Source organism: Arthrobacter sp. MYb224 (assembly GCF_002975455.1).
In the GTDB taxonomy this organism is placed as follows: Bacteria; Actinomycetota; Actinomycetes; order Actinomycetales; family Micrococcaceae; genus Glutamicibacter.
The window spans coordinates 224,493-245,959 of the sequence record NZ_PCPU01000005.1 but is presented as its reverse complement, the minus strand read 5'-3'; the positions used below and the strand labels follow the sequence as shown (position 1 = coordinate 245,959).

The following is a 21,467-nucleotide window of genomic DNA, read 5'->3' as shown; positions in this document are numbered from 1 at the left end:
TTCGCCATTCGAATAGGCAGCGTGGTGCATAGAAGGTATTGAAGGGCCCACGATGGTGGGCCCTTTCTTTCGTTAAGCCTCTTGTTCCGGATCTGGAACCAAAGTCCCTTTCAGTGCGTTTGCGCGTCCGTAAGAGGAAGGGCTACCGGGCTTCTTCGGCATCGAAAAAACGCTGAGCGTCATCTAAGACCGTGTCTATCCATTCAAACCGTTCGAGCTCTCGGATCTCATCCCGGGAGAACCATCCGATGTCCGAGACTTCATCGGCCTCGACAGCTGACGCATCCCCTACTAATTGACATAGGTAGACGGTCGTTACGTAGCTGACCAGATCTCCATTTGGATACTCGTTCAACAGGTTGGTGCCACCATAGCTGTCAAGCACCGAATGAATTTCAATGTCAGCACCGATTTCTTCCCAGACTTCGCGTTTCAAAGCGTCGCGTGGTCCCTCAAGGGGTTCCACGGCTCCGCCGATCAACCCCCATCGATTCCCTGCAACATGTAGTGCCAGAAGATAACGAGCATTATCGTCCCTGATTACTGCGGTTACTCCCGGCAGGACCAGCAGACGAGGCCCAATTAGTTGCCTCAACCCGGCAACATAGTCTGATACTGGCATGGCATAAGGCTACGACATGAAACCAGCGACACACAGGAACCTCCTGCGGGACACCCGCCGCCGTGTATATGGGCTGGCCTGCTTTGGTCAGTCTCAGTATCGCCGGGGCGTCCACCCGGATGGCAGCATGCCAGTTATCTTTCCCCGTTCAGAATCAGCCTCGGCTGACCAGCCTTGCGCTGCCTGTGCATCGTCGAAGGCACCCCGTGCCATGCGCAGACCAAGGTCCGGGTGGCTCATCCCAGGCGCACCACCGCGACGCGTAGAAGCCCGCGCGCTCCACGACTTATCAGCAAAACCTCCCCCGCGGAAGACTCGGTAATCGTCGTAGCGGGCCGGATCGAGTAGATCCCAGCACCATTCCCAGACGTTTCCAAGGGTGTCGTGGAGCCCGAAGGCATTGGGTAGTTTTTGACCAACTTCTTTCGGATTTTCTAGCTTGTCATTCGCTGTCCACCCAATGGCATCGAGGGGGCCATAATGTGGCCCCACGGTGCCAGCGCGGCACGCGTATTCCCATTCGGCTTCGGTGGGCAGGCGGTACCCGGAGGCGGTGGTCTGCCAACTCACTTCGCCTGCCTCGATGATGTATGCAGGGGCAAGTCCTTCATGCATTGACGCTGCATTGCAAAACTTGATGGCTTCCAACCAATTCATATCTACCAGAGGTGTTTCGGAGCCTGTTTCGCTAGTACCCATCAGTTGCGCGTACTGCGCCGTTGTGACGGAGGTGGTTCCAATCTCGAATGGTTCCAGATGGACGGTCCAACGGTATTTCCGTCGCGCATCGTGCAATTCCACTTGTCCGGCCGGTAGCGGACGAAGGTCAAAGGTAGGCATTCCATAATGCTCCCATGCCGTCCCATAAGACGGCCCTTTAAGTGAGCGCCCGCAAGGGGAACCCTCTACGGGACGCGTTGCCGTCGACTGGAATGTGACTTCTGGATTTTTAGGTCAGGCGTCGAGGGGCAGGTTTCCGAGGACTGAATCCATGGCTTTCAGGGTCTTTCCCATGGCTTCTATTTGATCTGAGATTATGGCACGTTCGCTGATCAAGCGCGCTCGGAGGATTGGTGTTTGGGACGCTGTATCGGTCATGCACGGCAAGATATCTGCAATGGTCGAGCTGCACAGCCCTGCTTGGAAAAGGTCGCGGATGAGTGCCACGCGCTCCACTGCTTCGTCCGTGTATATGCGTTGGCCGCTGCTAGATCGCGTGGAAACGAGGAGATGTTGTTCTTCGTAATAGCGAAGTGACCGTGGACTCGCTCCGGTTGCCTCGGATAATTGGCCAATTCTCATCGGTCGCTTGCCCCTCACATTGATGTCAGGTCCTAGTCTAGCGAGCATGACTACACAACAGCCTGAAACTGCCCCTGTCCTACAACTACGCGTCATCGTCGAGGCCGAAGACTTCGACGCCGCGATCGCCTTCTACCGCGACACCTTGGGCCTGCCTGAACAAGCCGCGTTTGAGGGCGATGGCGACGCAAGGGTTTCGATTCTGGACGCTGGGCGTGCCACCCTCGAAATCTCAAACCCGGCCCAGAAGCGGATGATCGACCAGGTCGAGACCGGCTCACGGCAAGGCCCCGGTATCCGGCTTGCCTTTGAGGTCACGGACGGGCACGGCGTCACCACCAAACTTGCTGAGGCAGGAGCAACCGTTATTGCCGAACCACGCGAGACGCCCTGGCGATCTCTGAACGCACGGCTAGAAGACCCCGCCGGGCAACAGATCACCGTGTTCGAGGAATTGGAAGACATCGCAACGCGCACCGACCGCGAAGGCTTTGGAACAGCAGCAAGCAGGTAACACCCCGGACTCGATTAAGTTCGGGGCGCACCCCGCAACATGGGTCGAAGTTTCAGCGGCGCGGCGGAACTATGCGTTCTGAAGCCGAAGAACCGTGTCGATCTGCACCTTTGCGCCGAGTGGAAGCGCCGCTACCTGGATCGTTGTCCGAACCGGGTACGGCGCTTCCAAATGCTTGGCATAGACGGCGTTGATGGCTGCAAAATCCTTGTAGTCCGTCAAATAGATTGTGGTGCGCAGAAGGTCCGATGTGTTCAATTCAATCTCGCCCAGCAGCGTCTCCAGGTTCTTCATCATGGCTTCGCACTGTTCAGCGACATCGTCCGAAACGAGCGTCCCGTCATCCGTACGCTGGCCGATGATTCCTGCGGTATACCCTGTGTCACCGTGTTGTACGAAATGTGAAAACGGGGCCGTGGACTGGTGAAGGTTTGGACTGAAATGGTGCTTCGCCATGGTTATTTCATTCAACTTTCAAAAGAATATGAGGGCGTTAAGAATAGTCCAACACTATATCGGGGCATCAGGAAACAATCCTGTGTGTCGATTGGCATCGAGGTTCTTAAGTGCCGACCAGATCGACCCGTAAGACGGTCCCCGAGAGGAACGCCCGTAAGAGGAACGTTCAGTGGGACACTCGGGCTCCACATATTTCACGACAAAGCGTAGAAGCACCAGGCTTCGCCGAGCAAGGGGCATGGCAACAACTTCAAGGCTATTGCACTTATCTTCTAAGCTAAGTAGATTAGCCTTATGGCATCGCGACTCGTAACGAAATACTTGCAGCTCCCAACGCAGGGGAAAATTGCCTACGACATCCAAGGCACAGGGCCGCTCATCCTGCTTGTTCCGGGAATGGGCGAACTGCGGTCTACATACCGCTTCCTAACCCCAGCGCTTGTTGCCGCCGGATATACCGTTGCCACAACGGACCTGCGGGGACACGGGGACAGCGATGCCTCGTTCCCTAGCTACGGCGACGTCGACACGGCCGAGGATATCGAGGGGTTGCTACGGAAACTGGGTGGTCCCGCCATCGTTGTCGGCAACTCGATGGCTGCAGGTGCGGCAGTAATCGTTGCGGCTGAGCACCCCGAGCTCATCAGTGGACTCGTCCTGATCGGCCCCTTCGTTCGCCAACCATCCACGAACGCCGTCGAGAACCTCCTCTTCCGGATCATGATGGTACGTCCCTGGGCACCAGCGGCTTGGAAAGCTTACCTGCCTACCCTCTACGCCGGCACCAAGCCCGCGGACTTCGCCGAATACCGCCAGGCAGCATTCAAGAGCATGAAACGACCCGGCTACAGAAGGGCCTTCTGCCTCACCACGCGCACCGACCACCTGCGGGCAGGCGAATGCCTAGCCGCGGTGGATTCGCCGACGCTTGTCCTCATGGGCGAGAAAGACCCGGACTTCAAGGACCCCACGGCCGAAGCAGACTGGATCGCGCATACACTTCACGGATCTGCCGTCATCATTCCCGATGCCGGCCACTATCCCCAATCGCAGCAACCAGGGATTACCTCGACCGCTATTATCAAGTTCCTCAGCGCGCTCAACAATCATGTCTAGGCCCGGATTGAACAGAACGATAGTCGTCGAGCGGGCGGCGCTGATTCTCGATGACCGTAGCCTTGACGGATTGAGCCTTTCCGTCCTGGCAGAGAGCCTAGGTGTGCGGACCCCATCCCTCTACAAACACATCGACGGAATGCCAGGCCTGCAACGCGACATCATGCTTCGTGCCAAAACGAGTCTGGCCCACGTCCTCGGACAATCTGCCATCGGACGCTCCCGAGACGATGCCATCAGGGCGCTGGCGCTTGCTTATCGTCGTTGGGCACTGCAACATCCCGGACAGTACCCGATGACGGTACATGCGCCCGCTTCCGGCGACGACGATGACGCTTGTGTCTCATCGTCAATCTCTGACGTCGTTTTCAACGTCCTCGAGGGCTACGGGCTCCTCGGGGACGACGCCGTGGATGCCACACGATTCCTTCGGTCCTCGCTCCATGGCTTCGTTGACCTTGAAACGCGCGGGGCATTCGAGCTTCCTGTGGACCTGGAGCGCAGCTTCGCCAGACTGACGGAGAGCGTCGTCGTGGCCCTGGACACTTGGTCTCGGTGATGCTTGTACATCAGGGGTAAGGGGTAGCGATGGAATCGCGACTACCTATCCATGGGGGAACCTTTACTGGGACACCGTGAGATCATCGTTGGTCACAGCGGCCACGCATCGACGGATCAAATCCTGATCTTCACCTTCCTGCGCGCTCGTATCTCCGCACCAGCGAGAACCATCGGAACTGACTGCAGCGAAGTGATTGAACCCCGGGCCTTGCCCGCCATGCCCAACAACAACTGGAGGTAGACCGCGCGTCATAAGTCCCAGCCCGTACCCAGCTTCCGGCGACATTGGATGATTCTGCGGAGCACCAACCAAATGGGTTTTCGACATTGCTTCAGGCAAAGCCGACCCCAGCTCGTTTCGCATGATTAACGCAATTCCACGTGCAGCTTCATCGGGTGTGGCCGCGAAAGTTCCGGTGTACACCCATCCTGGGTGGTAGTTGCGTAGTTCTTCAGTGATCGCGGGATGATTGCATTGTTCCCAATCATCAGGGGAATCAAAAGGAGAGGCTTGAATCCCAAGAGGGCTAAAGATCAAGTTGTCGAGCACGTTGTAAAAAGGCTTCTGGTGGAATTCTTCGAGAGCTAAGCGTAGAAGTAGATATCCGATATTTGAATAGCTAAAACCGCCAGGGTTTTGCACCTCTGCACGCGCAATGATGTCCATTGCGTCCCAAGGTTCTGCGGCGTTCTCTACTGCAGCTCGATAGTCCGGCCAAACAAAATAATCATTGAGCCCGGAACGGTGTGAGAGCAAGTCTTCGAACGACAGAGATTTCAACTGCGCTGGTAGCCAGACCAGGCGATCACCGATGTGTAGTTGCGGATTAAACGTCAAGAGAACAGCGGCGGCGGTGTAGGATTTCGCGATGCTGTAAATAGGGACAGTGTGCTGCATATCTCCATCCTGCCATCAGGCTCGGACAAGAGGGATAAGTGCCCACCTGAATTGATTTCCTAAACGATCGATTTCAATGCGCACAAGAGGAACCTTCACTGGGATACTATTTGATGAGTTCGGCTCAGATTTATTTGTTGACCGTAATTCAGCGATGGAGCAGGTTGAAGTTGGAACCGGCCGTGGTAGGCGAGCTTGCGCAAGCCGATACATACGAGTTGGTGACTAGTGTGACCGCAATCCCCGCTAGGGCGACCGGCATTCTCGATTGGGATTGCTTACTACTCTTGTTTGTTCGGGGTCTGGCTGCCTTTTCGACTAGAGATCAGTGTCCATATGACGTCGATGACGAAGAAGATGACCCATATCTTTCCTGCGCCGTACAAGAAGCTTGGGATTCCTTCGAGCTCGGGTCGGCCTCCGGAGGCGAGGTGTTCGCCGAAGTCGTTGGTGCTGAATGAGTCCACTATCCAGGACATGCCCGTGAAGGCCAGTGCGATCTGAGCGATGGCGAAAATGAGTAGATGCCAGCCGAGGCCAGTGAGTTTGGAGTTATCTGCCTTGGTTGTTGCCATCATCTTTTCCTCTTGGTTATGTTCGGGTTGCCAGGCCTGTGGGCCTGGCGTGTTCATTTCCTCTGAAGTAGAAACAGCCGGTGCTGTCACCGGGCTTGGCTCGTCCCGGGGGACGTTGGCGGCGCCAGAACGACGTACAGCCCACGGCGTGACGATGGCTCCGGCGGCGATGACGCTCGCAAACAGGATGCAGGCAACCTGCCAGGAAGTTGTCTCATAGCTGACGCCAGCCACTAGCGCACCGACTCCGGCACCGGCCAACTTGGCTGACTCGTAGAGCCCAAATCCTTTTCCGCCGCGTTCACGTGCTACCTCGGCGATGACGGATTGCTCGATCGGGATGATAGCTGCCCACGCCGCTGCACTAAGAATCCACAGGGCGGCGATCGGCAAAGGTGAGGGCGCGAACGCTAAAGTGAACGCGAATGTGGCACTGGATAGCGCTGCGATAGCTGCGACTCTGCGCCGTCCGATCCTCAAAGTGATCCGGTGTGCTGGCCCTGGAACCAGGCTTATCACGATGGCGCCAGGCAGGAATACCAGCGCGATGGAAACCACGTCGAGGTCGAAAGCCTTTTGAAGGTGCAGCAGCAACAGCAAGCCAATTGCTGCTTCAGCCAGCGAGGTTAGTGCGGTAGCAACCAGCATTGGTCGTAGTCGCTGCGTCGGGAAGGCTGACTCTGCCTGTTTCGGGGACACAGTGGCGCGTCGAGGTGCTGTTGCGATCATTACCGCAGCGACGAAGCAGGCACCGGAAGCGGCCCAGAAAACACCTTGGAAATTCAGTGAACTGATTAGTGTCAGGCCGGCGACGAAGGCCACCCAAGATCCAGTTTCCTGCCACGTCATCAGCTTGGGAAAGGCAAACGAATCTGTGCCCGCCGATTCGCTCACTATGGCCCGTAACGACACCCAGAACAACGCACCCCCAAACCCACCGAGTGCCGCCGAGATAAAGGCCATTGCCGAACCCGCGGATAGTGCATATCCAGCGCACGAGAGCCCATACAACACTGCCCCAGCAGCTGCAATATTCCGACGTTCCCACACATCGGCCAGCAGCCCGGCGGGAAACCTGGCGGCAAAAGAGACAAAGAGTTCCGCTGCAACCAGTACGCCTATCACGGTCGCATCCAGCCCGAGCGCTGTTCCCGCCCAAAGGGGAATAAGGAAATCCAGCAAGTCTGCGGGGCCACCGACCAGCGCTGCCGACCACCTCGCTGAGGATTGGCGAACGGGAGCGCTCTGGGTAGTTGATGGCGATTTCATATTCAGAGAATACACACGTATTCTGGTGTTTATGAAATCAGGGATAAATAAGCGGGAAGCCTTTGCCGCATCGGTACTGGACCTGATTGTTCGTGGCGGTATCCAAGCTGTCAGTATCCGAACCGTGGCAGCAGATTCGGGCTGGTCCGTCGGGGCCTTGCAAAAGACGTTCTCCAACAAGGAAGCCCTGCTCCGTGCCGCCGTTAATCTGGTTATTTCCAGAGCCGAGGCGCGTATGAATGCTCTCCCTTTCAGTGGAGATGCGGTGGACTACCTGGTTCGCATGGTCGAGGAAACTTTGCCCCTCGACCAGCAGCGCAGAGAAGAGGCCATCGCCTGGAATGCCTTCGCTGCCGAGGCTATCCACACACCGTGGATCGCTGAAATCCTTATAGGCCAGGACAAGCTAGTCTCTGAACAATTGGTAGAGGCCTTGCGGTCTTTTGGTACAGCGCAACCGGAAGCTGCTGCGGCTGGCATCATTGCTATTTCAGACGGCTTCGCGCTCCGGCTTCTATATGACCCGACACAGGCAGCGGAATTCTGTACGGCACTGCGTCCAATCATCAATCATTTGCTCACCATCTAGGCCACCTAGCACGGAATCCCGCAAGCCGAACGCTCAGTTGGACGGTCGACGGAATGAACAGACGCGGGAATTTGAAAGGTTAGAACTAGCCAATAACATTTTGCTGAGTGGTTCATGCCAGAATGCGTTTATGAAACTTAACCAAAAACTCGTCAACGCGGCAATAGAACACATCAATCGTCGCTGGCCAGATGCGGAGCAGGCCGTCGCTGCCGCCTTGTACCTCGAAGATGGACAAATATTAACTAGCATCAGCCTCGACAATTTTAATGCTGCGGCTAACCTGTGTGCTGAAACGGGTGCCATCTGTCAGGCGTACAACATGGATCGACGAGTAACCGCCTCAGTTTGCGTGAGCAAGGCAGCCGGTGAAGACCAAGTTACGATTCTTGCTCCTTGTGGTCTTTGTCAAGAAAGACTCGCACTTTGGGGGCCGGACGTTCAGGTCGCGGTATCAGATCCCGGCTCAGCTGGAGGGTGGGCTGCGCGTACGCTGATTGAAGTCAATCCGTACTACTGGGCCACGGAGTTCACCGATGATGGGGCATGGCCAACTACTGCGGACCACAACGGATAACCGAAGGCAACACTTCTTTTCGCGTCGTTGGCTTTCGTCCCGCATACATTCCACTGGCTAATGCAGTCCACGCTTTACTAATTGCAATGCCATGTTGCACTAAGCGGACCATTTTTGGAGTCGTGCCAGATTTTAGGTTCCCTAAAAATGAGAGTCTACGATCCGTCCCATGAGCCGGTCGCTAGCCGATGAGTTTGCGGTGGGTGTTCGGAGCCTTCAGCATCTGGGCAGTACGCCCGCATGCCGAACGCTCTGTGGGACGCCGTCATCTATGCCAGAGCTAGAATGAGGTCATCTGCGTGCAGCGATGCGTATCGGTTTCATATTTGGATCTTAAGGAATGCAGGTGATGTGTATGTTGATAGTGATTCGTGGAAATTCAGCCTCAGGGAAAAGCACGATCGCGCGCATGCTGCAAACCAAACTCGGGAAACTTACAGCGGTGCTTCAGCAGGATCACTTTCGCAGAGTTATTTACCATGAGCGAGAGCAGGAAAGCCTAGCTCACGCAGACCTACTCGAAATTGCTGCCATTCATTGTCTAAACCGTGGACACAACGTAATCCTGGAAGGGATCTTTAACGCCTCCAGATACGGGGGAATGTTAGAGCGCGTGGCAGCGCATACTGCTGATGCCAGATTTTATTCATTCGATCTCGCTTTCGAAGAGACTGTCAATCGACATTCGACGAGACCGCAAGCCACTGAATTCAGCGATAAAGATATGCGCGGTTGGTACCACGGATGGCAGCCTCTTCCGTTCGTATCAGAGATGCGAATTGTTGCTGATGAAACTCCCGAGCAAATCGTTGAACGTATTTTGCAGCGCCCCACCCGCTAGAAGGAACTTTTCACCTACAGGTTTCCCGTAAGCCGGTCCTCTGGGGAAACGTACGTAAGAGGAACCTTGACCGGGCGACATATGAGAGTAGACCGCGTGTACCATTGACGGGTGTTTAAATCGCGTCAGCTTAGTGAAAATGTCAGTATGCGAGTCCTGCGTTCGAGTGATGCGCCGGCGCTTGCCGCTGCGTATGTGCGGAACCGTGAGTACCTCTCTGCGTGGGAGCCGGTTCGTCCTGAAGAGTACTACACCGAGGCGTGGCAGGAGGCTGACATCGCCAGCCGTCTGGTTGCGCATCAAGCCGGCGAGGGGTATCCCTTGGGCTTGTTTGCTGACGGTGCCCTCGTAGGCCGCTTCAATGTGGCTGGAATCGTGCGTGGACCATTTCAGAGCGCTGGGCTAGGTTACTGGGTGGATAGCTCCTATGCTGGCCGGGGACTTGCCTCGGCAGCGGTACAAGCGATCGTTGAAACGGCACGTGACGAACTTGGGCTGCACCGCATCGAAGCGAGCACCCTCCTGCACAATATTGGCTCGCAACGAGTGCTATTGAAGGCGGGTTTTCGGCAGATTGGAATGGCTCCAGGGTACTTGAAGATTGCCGGGGAATGGCAAGACCAGAACCTTTACCAAATAATTCTCCACGACTAAGCCCCCGGAAATTCATGTAGCCGAACGCTGGGCGCTAGACGCGTAGCTGATTCATCGTATGGGGAACCTTGAGCGGGAAATTTGGGTGAGAATTGGATCATGACAAATGAGTGGTTTGATAAGCCTGGTGGGGAGCCAGTGGAACTAAAGGAAGCTGATCCACTGTGGCCATTGGTAGCGGCTGAATGGTCTAACCGAATCCAATCGGCCATCGTTCCCACGGTTGCGCGAATAGAACATGTAGGGTCAACATCGATCCCTGGCCTGATCGCCAAGCCCGTACTTGACCTACAAGTATCTGTGCCAGATATAAACGATGAATCGGCCTATCGTCCTGGACTTGAATCGTTAGGTCTCGTGCTTCGGCAACGCGAACCCGACCACCGATTCTTTCGCCCACCAGCCGGTGAACCTCGCGTCGTGCACATACACGTCTGCGAAGAAGGATCAGCTTGGGAACACGACGTGTTGCGTTTCCGCGAAAAGCTTCGAGCCGATCCGAATCTTGCCGCCGAATACGCCACGCTTAAGTCCGGTCTCGCTGACCGCTACAGCACTGACCGGCTCTCCTACAACAACGGAAAAGCTCAATTTATCTCGCGCGTCATTGCGGGTGAGTAGTTTCTGCGAAGATTTTGGCTCTAGATAAGTGTCCGCGCAGGTCATTTGATCTGTACGTTCAATATGTCCCGTAAGACGGTCGTTATACGGGACAGACGCTCAGCTGACTTCTGATATTTTCAAAACTTCGAGTTTCCAACGATTTCGCATTCCCATATACCCCGCCCGAGAAAATGCCCGGTGAACGGGGGCTAAGCGGGACACATTTCTGGGCGTTTGCTCCATAAAAATAGTGGCGCAGAAACCGAAGTTTCTGCGCCACAATTTCGTCAATTCAGGAAGTACCCGAAGCGGCCGACTAGTCGACTAATTCTGACAGTTCCAGCCAACGTTCTTCCAGGACGTCAACTTGTTCTCGAAGTTCACGAATCTCGGCCGTGATCTTGCCCAGACCTTCGAAGTCGCTTTGATCATGTGCTGCCAACTTTTCGTTCAGCTTGCTGATCTTCTGGTCGAGCTGACCGACCTTGCGCACGTTCGCGTTCAGTTCTTTCTGCGCGGCTCGACGGTCAACGCCCGAGCCGCCCGCAGTTTTGCCGCCCTTTGCAGAAGCGCTTGTGGGGTTGCCCGAGCCCTTGGAGCTTTCTGAACTGCGCAGCTCCAGGTATTCATCTACGCCACCTGGCACATGACGGAAGTTTCCATCGAGGATTGCGTACTGCTGATCGGTGACGCGTTCTAGCAAGTAGCGGTCGTGGGAAACGACAATCAAGGTACCTGGCCAAGAATCCAACAGATCTTCGAGGGCGGCCAGCATGTCGGTATCAACATCGTTAGTCGGCTCATCGAGGATCAGCACATTTGGCTCATCCATCAGGATCATCAGCAACTGAAGCCGGCGGCGCTGGCCACCGGATAGTTCCCGGACCTTGGTGGACAGATGTGCCGAGGAGAAGCCCAAGCGCTCCAAAAGCTGCGCCGGGGTCAGATCCTTGCCGTCCACATTAAAAGTAGTGCGGTAGCGGGCCAAGATCTCTCGGACCCGATCCTCGCCGATCTTTTCCAATTCACGGAACTGCTGGTCCAGCACCGCGAGCTTAACCGTCTGGCCGCGCTTGATCGTGCCGCCGGTAGGCAATACGGTTCCTGCAATCAGGCCCAAGAGCGTGGACTTGCCTGCGCCGTTGGCACCGAGCAGGCCGGTGCGCTCACCCGGGGCGATGCGCCAGGTGAAAGGCTTCAGGATGCGCTTCTCACCGAAGCTGACCTCGGTGTCCAAGAGATCCACCACATCCTTGCCCAGACGCGTGGTTGCCATCTTCTTCAGTTCCAGCGGATTGCGAACCGGTGGAACGTCGGCGATCAGCTGGTTTGCCGCTTCGATGCGGAACTTCGGTTTGGCAGTTCGCGCCGGGGCACCTCGGCGAAGCCAAGCGAGTTCCTTTTTCATCATGTTCTGGCGCTTGCCTTCGGTCACCGCCGCAATGCGATCACGCTCGACGCGCTGCAGGATGTACGCGGCGTAGCCGCCTTCGAAGGGTTCAACTAGGCGGTCATGGACTTCCCAGGTGTCGGTGCAGACCTCGTCCAGGAACCAGCGGTCGTGGGTTACGACCATGAGCCCGCCCGAATTCTTCGCCCAGCGATTCTTCACGTGATTCGCCAGCCACGAAATGCCTTCGACGTCCAAATGGTTGGTTGGCTCGTCGAGGATGACCACGTCCCAGTCCTGGACGAGCAATGCGGCCAAGGCGACGCGTCGTCGCTGGCCGCCGGAGAGGGTGGAAATTTTCGCTTCCCAATCCAAATCCGCCACCAGGCCGGAAACCACATCGCGAATGCGTGCCTCGCCGGCCCATTCGTGGTTTTCCATGTCGCCGACCAGCGCGTAGTGCACGGTAGCGTCGGAATCCAAGGTATCGCTCTGGTCGAGCACACCGACGCGCACTCCGCTGCGTCTAGTCACGCGGCCTGAGTGCGGCTCGATTTTGCCCGCGAGCATGCGTAGGAGCGAAGATTTGCCTTCGCCGTTGCGTCCCACGAGCCCGATGCGGTCACCTTCGGAAATACCGATGGTGACCGAGTCGAATACGACGTGAGTGGGATATTCCAGATGTAGGGTTTCGCCCCCGAGTAAATGAGCCACACCTCTAGTTTACGAAGCAGGGCAAATCGAGACGGATCCGCATCACCTGGAACCGGTGATTTTTTGCCGGAGAACAGCTGGAAGGACAAAAATACCCCTTCTTGGGTGTGTTGTGCGATTTCACTCAGGACATGGAACGTGGCAGAATAATTAGCGTGCTAAACGGGCAATGCCCGCGCGGTGCGTTTTCCGCCCTGGTGTAATGGCAACACGCCAGCCTTTGGAGCTGTGCATTGTAGGTTCGAATCCTACGGGCGGAACCACTTTGCTCAAGCGCCCCCTGCGGGCGCTTTTCTTTTTGGCGCCAGTTAAGCCGATCTTCTTCCGCGCGATAGACTGTCACCGGGGTTTTACTTCAATGCCGGAAACCTCAAACTCGACTTCGCAGGAGAAAGCACTTGAGCGATCAGGTCAACGCACCAGTAGCCGTTATCGTCCTCGCCGCAGGCGCGGGAACTCGGATGAAATCGGCGAAGCCGAAGATCATGCATGAAATCGCAGGTCGTTCCATGATTTCCCACGCGTTGCACGCAGCTTCTGCGTTGGAGCCAAAGAGCTTGGTCGCCGTGGTGCGTCACCAGCGTGACCTCGTGGCGGCGCATATTCTGGGCCAGTTCCCGAACATCACCATTGCCGACCAGGACGAAGTTCCCGGCACCGGACGCGCCGTGCAGCAGGGCCTTGAAGCGGTGGATCCAGCCCTCGAAGGAACCGTCGTGGTGACCTACGGCGATGTGCCATTGCTCACCAGCGAGGTGCTCTCCGGATTGGTTGTCACCCACGAGGCCAGCGGCAACGCGGTCACCGTGCTGACCACCGAGCTGGATGACCCTTCGGGCTACGGGCGCATCCTTCGCGATGAGAACGGGGACGTCTCCGGCATCCGCGAACAGAAAGATGCCAACGAGGCCGAGCTGGCCGTCAAGGAAATCAACTCCGGCATCTATGCATTCGATGCCGCCATGCTGCGTTCGGCGCTGACCGAGGTCACCACCGACAACGCGCAGGGCGAAATGTACCTGACCGACGTGCTCGCCATTGCTCGCTCGCGTGGCGGCCGCGTCGCTTCCTCGCAGATCGCCGACCGCTGGCAGATCGAGGGCGCGAACGACCGCGTCCAGGTCTCCAACCTGGCCCGCATCTACAACGAGCGCAAGGCCGAATTCTGGATGCGCCAGGGCGTGACCATCGTTGATCCGGCCACCACCTGGATCGACGCGACGGTCATCATTGGCCAGGATGTCACCCTGAAGCCGGGCACCCAGCTGCACGGGGAGACCATCATCGGCACCAACGCGGTAGTTGGCCCCGACACCACCTTGACCAACGTGGTGGTCGGCCAGAACGCCACGGTGAAGCGCACCGACGCTACCGACTCGCGCATCTCCGAGGGAGCCAGCGTGGGTCCATTCGCTTACCTGCGCCCGGGGACCGAGCTCGGCCCGGACGGCAAGATCGGCGCGTTCTACGAAACCAAGAACGTCACCATCGGCCGCGGCTCCAAGCTCTCGCACCTCGGCTACGCCGGGGATGCCGAAATCGGCGAATTCACCAATATCGGCTGCGGCAACATCACCGCCAACTACGATGGCGAAAAGAAGCACCGCACCAAGATCGGTTCGCATGTGCGCACCAGCTCGAACACCGTGTTCATCGCCCCGGTAGAACTCGGGGACGGCGCCTACACCGGCGCTGGCGCGATCGTACGCAAAAACGTCCCGGCCGGTGCGCTTGCGCTGTCCGTGGCCCCGCAGCGCAACACCGAGGGCTGGACGCTGGAGAAGCGCCCCGGCACCCCTTCGGCCGACGCCGCGTTCAAGTCCTCATTGAATGGCTCGGATTCCGAGTAATTCATTCGAGGAAGTCATTTCCTCAGACCACCTCATACGTGATAGCGAAGCGAGCGAGAAAGCAAACCCCATGAGTGAAATCAGCCATAATGTCGATAAAAAGCTGGTCCTGGCCACCGGCCGGGCACACCCGGAACTGGCAGCGGAAGTCGCCAAGGAACTGGACACCGAACTGCTCCCGTTGAACGCCTACGACTTCGCTAACGGCGAGATCTACGTTCGGTCGGATGAGTCGGTCCGCGGCAAGGAAGTCTTCCTGCTGCAGTCCTACCCGGCCCCACTGAACAACTGGCTGATGGAACAGCTGATCATGATCGATTCGATGAAGCGCGCCTCGGCGCGGCGCATCACCGTGGTCGCACCGTTCTACCCGTATGCCCGCCAGGACAAGAAAGGCCGTGGCCGCGAGCCGATCTCGGCTCGTCTGGTCGCAGACCTGTTCAAGACCGCAGGCGCAGACCGGGTGATCTCTTGCGATCTGCACACCGCGCAGATCCAGGGCTTCTTCGACGGTCCGGTGGACCACCTGTTTGCTTTCCCGCTGCTGGCCGACTACATCCGCACCAAGGTGGATGTGGAGCAGGTTACCGTGGTGTCCCCGGATACCGGCCGCGTGCGCGTTGCCGAGCAGTGGGCCGAACGCCTCGGCGGTGCCCCGCTGGCGTTCGTCCACAAGTCCCGCGATCTGACCATGCCTAACCAGGCCGAGTCCAAAACCGTGGTGGGCCAGGTTGAAGGCCGCACCGCGGTGCTGATCGACGACATGATCGACACCGGTGGAACCATCGCCGGCGCGGTGCGCGTGCTGAAGGAAGCCGGAGCCAAGGACGTCATCATCGCCGCCACCCACGCGGTGTTCTCCGAGCCTGCCGCGCAGCGTCTGGCCGAGTCCGGTGCCACCGAAGTGGTTGTCACCAACACCCTGCCGATCCCTGAAGAGAAGCGCTTCGAGAACCTCACCGTGCTCTCGATCGCACCGATGCTGGCTCGCGCCATCTCCGAGGTCTTCCACGAAGGTTCGGTGACGAACCTCTTCGACGGCCGCGCCTAGCAGTCCTCGTTTCGCAAGCCTCTGGCCGGCACCTTCGGGTGCCGGCCAGAGGCCGTTAAAAGCTATTTACCAGCGCATGAAGCTCAGCCGTTGGAAACCGGACCCTGCCCGGCTTCGGTGCGCGCCAAGGTGTGAGAGGCTTCGAGCAGCTCACGAAGCACGCCCAGATCGATCTTGGACAGCCGTCCCAGATAGAGGCAGGCCTTGCTGGCCCGGTGCGGGCCGAGCGCCGCGAGCAGTTCGGGCCACTTCTCGGCGAAATCGCTTTGGAGATAGAGGGTGTGCTTTGCGGATCCTGGGGCGAAGGCCATGAGCGGCGCCCGTGCGCTGCGCCCGTTGGCATGGAAGTATTCGTATTCACCGAACCCGATGATTTTCCCGGCCCAGACCACCGGTGTCTCTGCCGTGATTTCCTGATAGAGGCTCAGCAGCTCCTCGGCCTCGGCCCGCCGTGTCCCGGGGGCACGGTCCAAGACTTCTGAAACCGGCATCTCGGACGGTGACATCGCTGGTTGTTTCGTAGCCACAAGTGCTCCTTGGTTTAGGCGGATTCTCACCGTTGATCTATTGGATTGTTGCCACGCTACCGGGGGAGCGGAACTATGCCAAAAGGTATCATCTCTTGATGATGTGGGATGGGCTACATGTTTTTTCTCCGGGGTGAGTAACTGGTAGAATTACTCATTGTGCCCAGGCGAGGGAAACATCTTTTTTGATGTAGCCGTTATCGACAAGGCCGGAAAAGCTCTTTCATCTCCAGATGATGGATGCTTCCCAGGTCCACGCAGGGCGTAAGAAGTAGCATTCATTTACTCTAAGGAGATTCATCATGGCATCTGTCAACCTTGACGCCGTAGTCCGTTCCGATTTCGGCAAGGGCGCAGCCCGTCAGGCCCGCCGCGACGGCATGATCCCAGCAGTCATCTACGGTGCAGGCTCCGAGCCACAGCACATCCTGCTGCCAATCCACGAGACCACCCTGGCCATCCGTGACCGCAGCGTTCAGCTGGTTCTGAACATCGAGGGCAAGGAAGTAACCACCTCGATCAAGGATGTTCAGGTCCACGCCATCAACCGCACCGTTGATCACATGGACCTGCTGATCGCTGCGTAATTGCACTCTTCGGAACTGCAATACAGCTTTTAGTAGCTAAGACTCATGAGCAATGACACTTGGCTGGTAGCCGGGCTCGGGAATCCCGGGCCCGGCTACGCTGGCAATAGGCACAATATCGGGCACATGGTGCTCGACGAGTTGGCACAACGTTCCGGCTCTAAATTCAAAACCCATTCCTCGCGTGCCCAGATTATCCAGGGCCGGCTAGGCATCGGCGGACCCCGCATCGTCTTGGCCAAACCCCTGACCTACATGAACCTCTCCGGTGGACCGGTCGCGAACCTCGCCAAATTCTTTGGCATCGGGATCGAAAAATTGATCGTCGTCCACGACGAGATCGACATTCCCTTCGATACGGTCAAGCTCAAGCGCGGCGGGGGAGAAGGCGGCCACAACGGACTGCGCGATATCTCCAAGGCCATGGGCTCCAAGGACTATCTTCGCGTTCGTGCCGGCGTGGGACGTCCCTCCGGGCGCATGGATACCGCGGACTGGGTGCTGCAGGACTTCTCGAAAACCGAAAAGCAAGTTTTGCCGTTTCTGATCGATAATTCGGCGGACGCCGTCGAACTGTTGATGTCCTCCGGGTTGGACGCGGCGCAGGAGAAGTTTCACACTTCTTAATCGTATTGCGATCAAAGCGGTCAGAATTTTTGCCACTGCGGCAGGGGTTCTGGCCGTTTTGCCTTTGCTGAGGGGTTGCTAACTAAGGACTTACTTAGATGTGATCTGCGATCTAGAGTGGAATAATTAGCTAATGTACCCTTTGCCTAATCAGCTTAAGCGATCTGGCAAACCACATCCATTACCTCGGAGGACCACGTGCAGACGGTTACCGGTCACCCAGAAACCACCGAAGCGCTCTCTCAAGCAGAGGTCGCACGGATCAAAGCAGACTTTGAAATCCTGGAGCACCAGGTCAACGGCACCGAGCTCATCTATTTGGACTCCGGAGCGACCAGCCAGAAGCCACGCTGCGTCTACGAAGCCGAGCAGCATTACTACGAGAACGCCAACTCGGCAGTGCACCGCGGTGCGCATACCCTCGCCGTTGAAGCCACCGATATTTTCGAGCAGGCACGCGAGACCGTGGCCAAGTTCATCGGCGCGCGCAGCAACGAACTGGTGTGGACCTCCAATGCCACCGAAGCGTTGAACCTCATCTCCTACTCGCTTTCCAACGCCTCGCTCGGCCGCGGCGGCGAGTCTTCCGCACGCTTCCGGATCGGTGCCGGCGATGAGATCCTGGTGACCGAGATCGAGCACCACGCAAACCTGATCCCTTGGCAGGAATTGGCTTTCCGCACCGGCGCGACCTTGCGTTACGTGCCGGTCGACGAGCACGGCGCACTGCGCTATGAGTTGCTCGACGAGCTGATCAACGAGAAGACCAAATTGGTGGCCTTCACCCATGTGTCCAACGTCCTGGGCACCATCACGGACGTCGCGCGTTTTGTCACCGCCGCGCGGAAGGTCGGAGCACTGACGGTGCTGGACGGATGCCAGTCGGTCCCGCATATGCCCGTTGACGTGAAGGCCCTGGACGTGGACTTCATGGCCTTCTCCGGACATAAGATGCTCGGCCCAACAGGCATCGGCGGCCTCTACGGTCGTGCCGAGCTGCTGGACGCCATGCCGCCGTTCCTGACCGGCGGATCGATGATCACCGTGGTCGATATGGAGCATGCCGAATTTCTCCCGTCGCCGCAGCGCTTCGAAGCCGGGACGCAGCGCATCGCGCAGGTCCACGGCCTGGCTACCGCCGCCAGCTACTTGGACGAGATCGGCATGGACCGCATTGCCGCCTGGGAGGAACACCTCGGGGCCATGCTCTTCGAGGGACTGTCCAAGCTGGAAGGCGTGCGCGTTTTCGGTCCCTCCGGCATCAAACGCATCGGCACCGTGCCTTTCGAAGTCATCGGGGTCCACCCGCATGATGTGGGCCAGTTCCTGGACTCGCGCGGCATCGCCGTGCGCGTCGGACACCATTGCGCCCAGCCGCTGCACCGTGCCCTGGGAGTATCTGCCACGACTCGTGCAAGCACCTACCTTTACAACACCGAGCAGGACGTTACCGCGCTGATCGAGGCCGTTGCCTCCGTGCGTGAATACTTTGGAGTTTAAATGAACGAGCTAGATCAGCTGTACCAACAGGTCATCCTCGACCATGCCAGGCGTCGTTTCGGCTCGCCCTTGGTCGACCCGGCAGACGGCGAACTGCATGGCGAATCGCACCAGCACAATCCCATCTGCGGAGATCAGATCCGTGTCCGCGTGGCTCTGGATGGCGACGCGCATTTCACGGCGATGAGCTGGGAAGGAGACGGCTGTTCCATCTCCATGGCCTCCGCCTCGGTGCTCAGCGAGATGCTCCCGGAGATGACCAAGGATGAATTCCTGGACAAGCTGGAAGTCTTCCGTGAAATGATGCGCTCGCGGGGCACCATGGTTCCGGACGAGGACGTGCTGGAAGACGCTGCGGCATTCGTTGGTGTCTCCAAGTTCCCGGCACGCGTTAAGTGCGCCATGCTCGCCTGGGTGGCAGCCGAAGCAGCCATGCTGGGTGCCAACGCCTGAGCGGATCTCAGGGCAGCGCCAGAGCCTCTAGATATAAAGAAACCCTTGCTCCGCACATTTTCAATGTGCCGAGCAAGGGTTTCTTCGTCAAACAGAGCTAGTCTTTGTCACCGGGCTGGTAAACATCCGGGATGCCGTCTTTGTTGTCATCGCGTGTTTCGCGGGCGGCAATGATCTTGTACCCACGGTTGCGCGGAATCAGCCACAAGGCGCCGAGGATCGCGGCGATGAAGGAGCCGGCCAGGATTGCGACCTTTGCATGCTCGTAGTGCTCCGATTCCAATCCGAAAGATAGCTCGGAGACCAGCAAGGAGACGGTGAAGCCGATGCCCGCCAGCAGTGTCACGCCGAACAGGTCAGCCCATTTGGCGTCCTTGTCCAGAGACGCCTTGGTGAACTTGGTGAGCAACCAGGTGAAGCCCATGATGCCGATCGGCTTGCCGAGCACCAAGCCAAGCACGATGCCCCAGAGCACCGGGTCGGTGAACAGCCCGCCGCCGCCGGATTCGGAGGAAACCACCGTGACACCCGCGGCGAAGAATGCGAAGATCGGGATGCAGAAACCGGAGGAGAGCGGACGGAACCGGTGCTCGAAGAGTTCGGACAAACCGTAGCCTTCGCGGCCGTCGGTGCGTTTGACCGGGATGCAGAAGCCCAGAACCACGCCCGCGATGGTTGCGTGAATACCCGAGCCGAAGATGAAGATCCAGGTGATGACGCCCAGCGGCAACAGGATCACCCACGCCGCCCAGGCGCGCTTGGCGAAGAACTTGCCCAGGGAGCGGGCCAGCACGGTGAACAGGATGATCGGAATCAGGGCCAGCCCGAGGTAGGCCAGCTTGAGCTCGTCGGTGAAGACGAAGGCGATGATGACGATGGCGATCAGGTCATCAACCACCGCGAGGGTCAGCAGGAAGATGCGCAGCGCGGCCGGCAGAGCCGAACCGATGACGGCAAGAACCGCGACGGCGAAAGCGATATCGGTTGCCGTGGGGATCGCCCAGCCGCGGAGCAGCTCGGTGCCGCCTCCGGAGCCGGCGGCAATAGCCACGAAGACCAACGCCGGAACCAGCACGCCACCGAAGGCAGCGGCGACCGGGACCGCCGCGGTTTTGACGTTGCGCAGATCGCCAATGACGAATTCTTTCTTCAATTCCAGACCGGTCAGGAAGAAGAACACCGCCAGCAAGGCATCGGCTGCCCAGTGGCCGATGGAAAGATTCAGGTCGACACCGAAGAGGGTGGGCCCGAAATGAAAATCACGCAGCGCAAAATAGGAATCGCGCATCGGCGTGTTGGCCCAAATGAGAGCGAGGATCGCGCCAGCGATGAGGACCATGCCGCCGACGGTTTCCTTGCGCAGGATATCTCCAATGCGCACCGACTCTTTGTAGCTTGGGCGCGAAAACAGGTTCCTTGGCGAACCTGAAGAGGGCGTTGGAGTCATTGTTGAACTCGCTTACTTCGATAAATGAAAATTTGTTCGCCGACCAGACTTCCCGGCACACCTGACTTTAACACTAGCGCGAAACGTGGCTCGAACCACAAAATCCCGGGTGAGCGCATCTTCACACCGACCCGGGATCTTGCCGCTGGTTCTTGACGGCGGTTAGCGCGAAAGCCACTCATTGACCTGAGCGGCCTGCATGTTCAGCGCCTTGCCCAGGTACGGCTCCGCAGCGGAGGCAAGCTTGCCGCCGATGAACGGAATCGACGAGGAAACCTTCGCATCGATAGCGAATTCGCTCTGCTCACCGGCTGGGCTCAACGATTCGGTGCCGGAGACCGACACCGGGACGCCTGCCACGTTGATCTTCACCGAAGCCGAACGATTGCCTGCTGCATCCGGTGCGCTCCACTGCTCGACCTGCGTGACATCAATGGAAGCGCCCACGAATTTACGGGCGAAGTCCGGCACGCGGTCGGTGGGCAGCGCGCGGACGGTGGTCAGCGTGAAGGCGCTATTGGTGTCGCCCTCAACGGTGAAACTCGTCAACGTGCCCTTGGCGAGCGAGGTCAGATGCTCGGCGAAACCGCGATCGGCCAAGGTCGCGATGACCTTGTCTGCAGGGTGCGCGATCTGCGTGCTTGCGTTCAATGCCATGAATACGAATCCCGTTCTTGAAAGGTTCGGCGGTCGTGCAGAACAATCTTGTGTTCCGTGCCGGTTCTGGTCGTTATTAACCCT

24 protein-coding genes and 1 tRNA gene are annotated in these 21,467 nt (G+C 58.0%); 15 read left to right on the top strand and 10 right to left on the bottom strand.

Annotated features, from left to right (window positions below):
• Positions 1–142 precede the first annotated feature (142 nt).
• The 3 genes from CQ017_RS11720 to CQ017_RS11710 form a co-directional block, all read right to left on the bottom strand.
• The gene (locus CQ017_RS11720; RefSeq protein ID WP_105553856.1) at positions 143–622 is read right to left on the bottom strand and encodes an NUDIX domain-containing protein; all 480 of its coding nucleotides are present in this window, start codon (positions 620–622) and stop codon (positions 143–145) included.
• Positions 623–715: 93 nt separating this feature from the next.
• On the bottom strand, positions 716–1,462 hold the full coding sequence (locus CQ017_RS11715) for an SUMF1/EgtB/PvdO family nonheme iron enzyme (RefSeq protein ID WP_105553855.1): 747 nt from the start codon (positions 1,460–1,462) through the stop codon (positions 716–718).
• Between the two features lie 114 nt (positions 1,463–1,576).
• Positions 1,577–1,924, bottom strand: coding sequence for a MerR family transcriptional regulator (locus CQ017_RS11710; protein ID WP_105553933.1), 348 nt, complete (start codon positions 1,922–1,924; stop codon positions 1,577–1,579).
• Positions 1,925–1,970: 46 nt separating this feature from the next.
• Here CQ017_RS11710 and CQ017_RS11705 point away from each other — a divergent pair, with 46 nt between their 5' ends.
• A complete protein-coding gene (locus CQ017_RS11705; protein WP_096253786.1) occupies positions 1,971–2,438 on the top strand; it encodes a glyoxalase/bleomycin resistance/extradiol dioxygenase family protein in 468 nt (155 codons plus the stop codon).
• 69 nt (positions 2,439–2,507) lie between these two features.
• Here CQ017_RS11705 and CQ017_RS11700 read toward each other — a convergent pair whose 3' ends face one another.
• On the bottom strand, positions 2,508–2,894 hold the full coding sequence (locus CQ017_RS11700) for a RidA family protein (RefSeq protein WP_096253787.1): 387 nt from the start codon (positions 2,892–2,894) through the stop codon (positions 2,508–2,510).
• Between the two features lie 297 nt (positions 2,895–3,191).
• On the opposite strand from CQ017_RS11700, the gene CQ017_RS11695 reads away from it, so the two are divergent.
• Together CQ017_RS11695 and CQ017_RS11690 are read left to right on the top strand one after the other, a co-directional pair.
• Entirely contained in the window at positions 3,192–4,013 is an 822-nt protein-coding gene (locus CQ017_RS11695; protein WP_105553854.1) for an alpha/beta fold hydrolase, read from the top strand.
• A 7-nt stretch (positions 4,014–4,020) separates the two neighbouring features.
• Positions 4,021–4,572: a TetR/AcrR family transcriptional regulator gene (locus tag CQ017_RS11690; protein WP_219843933.1), complete on the top strand. Its 552-nt coding sequence runs from the start codon at positions 4,021–4,023 to the stop codon at positions 4,570–4,572.
• Between the two features lie 63 nt (positions 4,573–4,635).
• Here the strand turns inward: CQ017_RS11690 and CQ017_RS11685 are convergent, their stop codons facing one another.
• Entirely contained in the window at positions 4,636–5,472 is an 837-nt protein-coding gene (locus tag CQ017_RS11685) for a serine hydrolase (protein ID WP_105553852.1), read from the bottom strand.
• 281 nt (positions 5,473–5,753) lie between these two features.
• A complete protein-coding gene (locus tag CQ017_RS11680) occupies positions 5,754–7,316 on the bottom strand; it encodes an MFS transporter (RefSeq protein WP_105553851.1) in 1,563 nt (520 codons plus the stop codon).
• A gap of 31 nt (positions 7,317–7,347) precedes the next feature.
• Here CQ017_RS11680 and CQ017_RS11675 point away from each other — a divergent pair, with 31 nt between their 5' ends.
• The 5 genes from CQ017_RS11675 to CQ017_RS11655 all read left to right on the top strand — a co-directional run bounded on the left by CQ017_RS11675 (position 7,348) and on the right by CQ017_RS11655 (position 10,598).
• On the top strand, positions 7,348–7,905 hold the full coding sequence (locus CQ017_RS11675; protein WP_105553850.1) for a TetR/AcrR family transcriptional regulator: 558 nt from the start codon (positions 7,348–7,350) through the stop codon (positions 7,903–7,905).
• Positions 7,906–8,035: 130 nt separating this feature from the next.
• Complete coding sequence (locus CQ017_RS11670) at positions 8,036–8,482, top strand: cytidine deaminase (protein ID WP_105553849.1); 447 nt, start codon at positions 8,036–8,038, stop codon at positions 8,480–8,482.
• Positions 8,483–8,837: 355 nt separating this feature from the next.
• Positions 8,838–9,323, top strand: coding sequence for an AAA family ATPase (locus tag CQ017_RS11665; protein ID WP_181148478.1), 486 nt, complete (start codon positions 8,838–8,840; stop codon positions 9,321–9,323).
• A 147-nt stretch (positions 9,324–9,470) separates the two neighbouring features.
• Positions 9,471–9,977, top strand: a complete 507-nt coding sequence (locus CQ017_RS11660) for a GNAT family N-acetyltransferase (protein WP_105553847.1) — start codon at positions 9,471–9,473, stop codon at positions 9,975–9,977.
• A gap of 99 nt (positions 9,978–10,076) precedes the next feature.
• Positions 10,077–10,598, top strand: a complete 522-nt coding sequence (locus CQ017_RS11655; RefSeq protein ID WP_105553846.1) for a GrpB family protein — start codon at positions 10,077–10,079, stop codon at positions 10,596–10,598.
• 298 nt (positions 10,599–10,896) lie between these two features.
• Here the strand turns inward: CQ017_RS11655 and CQ017_RS11650 are convergent, their stop codons facing one another.
• A complete protein-coding gene (locus CQ017_RS11650) occupies positions 10,897–12,684 on the bottom strand; it encodes an ABC-F family ATP-binding cassette domain-containing protein (RefSeq protein ID WP_096287593.1) in 1,788 nt (595 codons plus the stop codon).
• 188 nt (positions 12,685–12,872) lie between these two features.
• On the opposite strand from CQ017_RS11650, the gene CQ017_RS11645 reads away from it, so the two are divergent.
• The 3 genes from CQ017_RS11645 to CQ017_RS11635 all read left to right on the top strand — a co-directional run bounded on the left by CQ017_RS11645 (position 12,873) and on the right by CQ017_RS11635 (position 15,585).
• Positions 12,873–12,947, top strand: a tRNA-Gln gene (locus CQ017_RS11645).
• A gap of 135 nt (positions 12,948–13,082) precedes the next feature.
• Complete coding sequence (glmU, locus tag CQ017_RS11640; protein WP_105553845.1) at positions 13,083–14,534, top strand: bifunctional UDP-N-acetylglucosamine diphosphorylase/glucosamine-1-phosphate N-acetyltransferase GlmU; 1,452 nt, start codon at positions 13,083–13,085, stop codon at positions 14,532–14,534.
• A 70-nt stretch (positions 14,535–14,604) separates the two neighbouring features.
• Positions 14,605–15,585: a ribose-phosphate diphosphokinase gene (locus tag CQ017_RS11635; RefSeq protein WP_096287589.1), complete on the top strand. Its 981-nt coding sequence runs from the start codon at positions 14,605–14,607 to the stop codon at positions 15,583–15,585.
• Positions 15,586–15,668: 83 nt separating this feature from the next.
• On the opposite strand, the gene CQ017_RS11630 is transcribed toward CQ017_RS11635, so the two are convergent.
• The gene (locus tag CQ017_RS11630; protein ID WP_105553844.1) at positions 15,669–16,112 is read right to left on the bottom strand and encodes a DUF1801 domain-containing protein; all 444 of its coding nucleotides are present in this window, start codon (positions 16,110–16,112) and stop codon (positions 15,669–15,671) included.
• 302 nt (positions 16,113–16,414) lie between these two features.
• Here CQ017_RS11630 and CQ017_RS11625 point away from each other — a divergent pair, with 302 nt between their 5' ends.
• The 4 genes from CQ017_RS11625 to sufU all read left to right on the top strand — a co-directional run bounded on the left by CQ017_RS11625 (position 16,415) and on the right by sufU (position 19,279).
• Positions 16,415–16,699, top strand: coding sequence for a 50S ribosomal protein L25 (locus tag CQ017_RS11625; RefSeq protein WP_105553843.1), 285 nt, complete (start codon positions 16,415–16,417; stop codon positions 16,697–16,699).
• A 45-nt stretch (positions 16,700–16,744) separates the two neighbouring features.
• Positions 16,745–17,326, top strand: a complete 582-nt coding sequence (pth, locus tag CQ017_RS11620; RefSeq protein WP_105553842.1) for an aminoacyl-tRNA hydrolase — start codon at positions 16,745–16,747, stop codon at positions 17,324–17,326.
• Between the two features lie 198 nt (positions 17,327–17,524).
• Positions 17,525–18,826, top strand: a complete 1,302-nt coding sequence (locus tag CQ017_RS11615; protein ID WP_105553841.1) for a SufS family cysteine desulfurase — start codon at positions 17,525–17,527, stop codon at positions 18,824–18,826.
• Entirely contained in the window at positions 18,827–19,279 is a 453-nt protein-coding gene (gene sufU, locus CQ017_RS11610; RefSeq protein WP_105553840.1) for a Fe-S cluster assembly sulfur transfer protein SufU, read from the top strand.
• A 97-nt stretch (positions 19,280–19,376) separates the two neighbouring features.
• Here the strand turns inward: sufU and nhaA are convergent, their stop codons facing one another.
• Both nhaA and CQ017_RS11600 read right to left on the bottom strand, forming a co-directional pair.
• Entirely contained in the window at positions 19,377–20,660 is a 1,284-nt protein-coding gene (gene nhaA / locus CQ017_RS11605) for a Na+/H+ antiporter NhaA (protein ID WP_258133602.1), read from the bottom strand.
• A gap of 228 nt (positions 20,661–20,888) precedes the next feature.
• Complete coding sequence (locus tag CQ017_RS11600) at positions 20,889–21,383, bottom strand: DUF2505 domain-containing protein (RefSeq protein WP_096287575.1); 495 nt, start codon at positions 21,381–21,383, stop codon at positions 20,889–20,891.
• Positions 21,384–21,467: the final 84 nt, after the last annotated feature.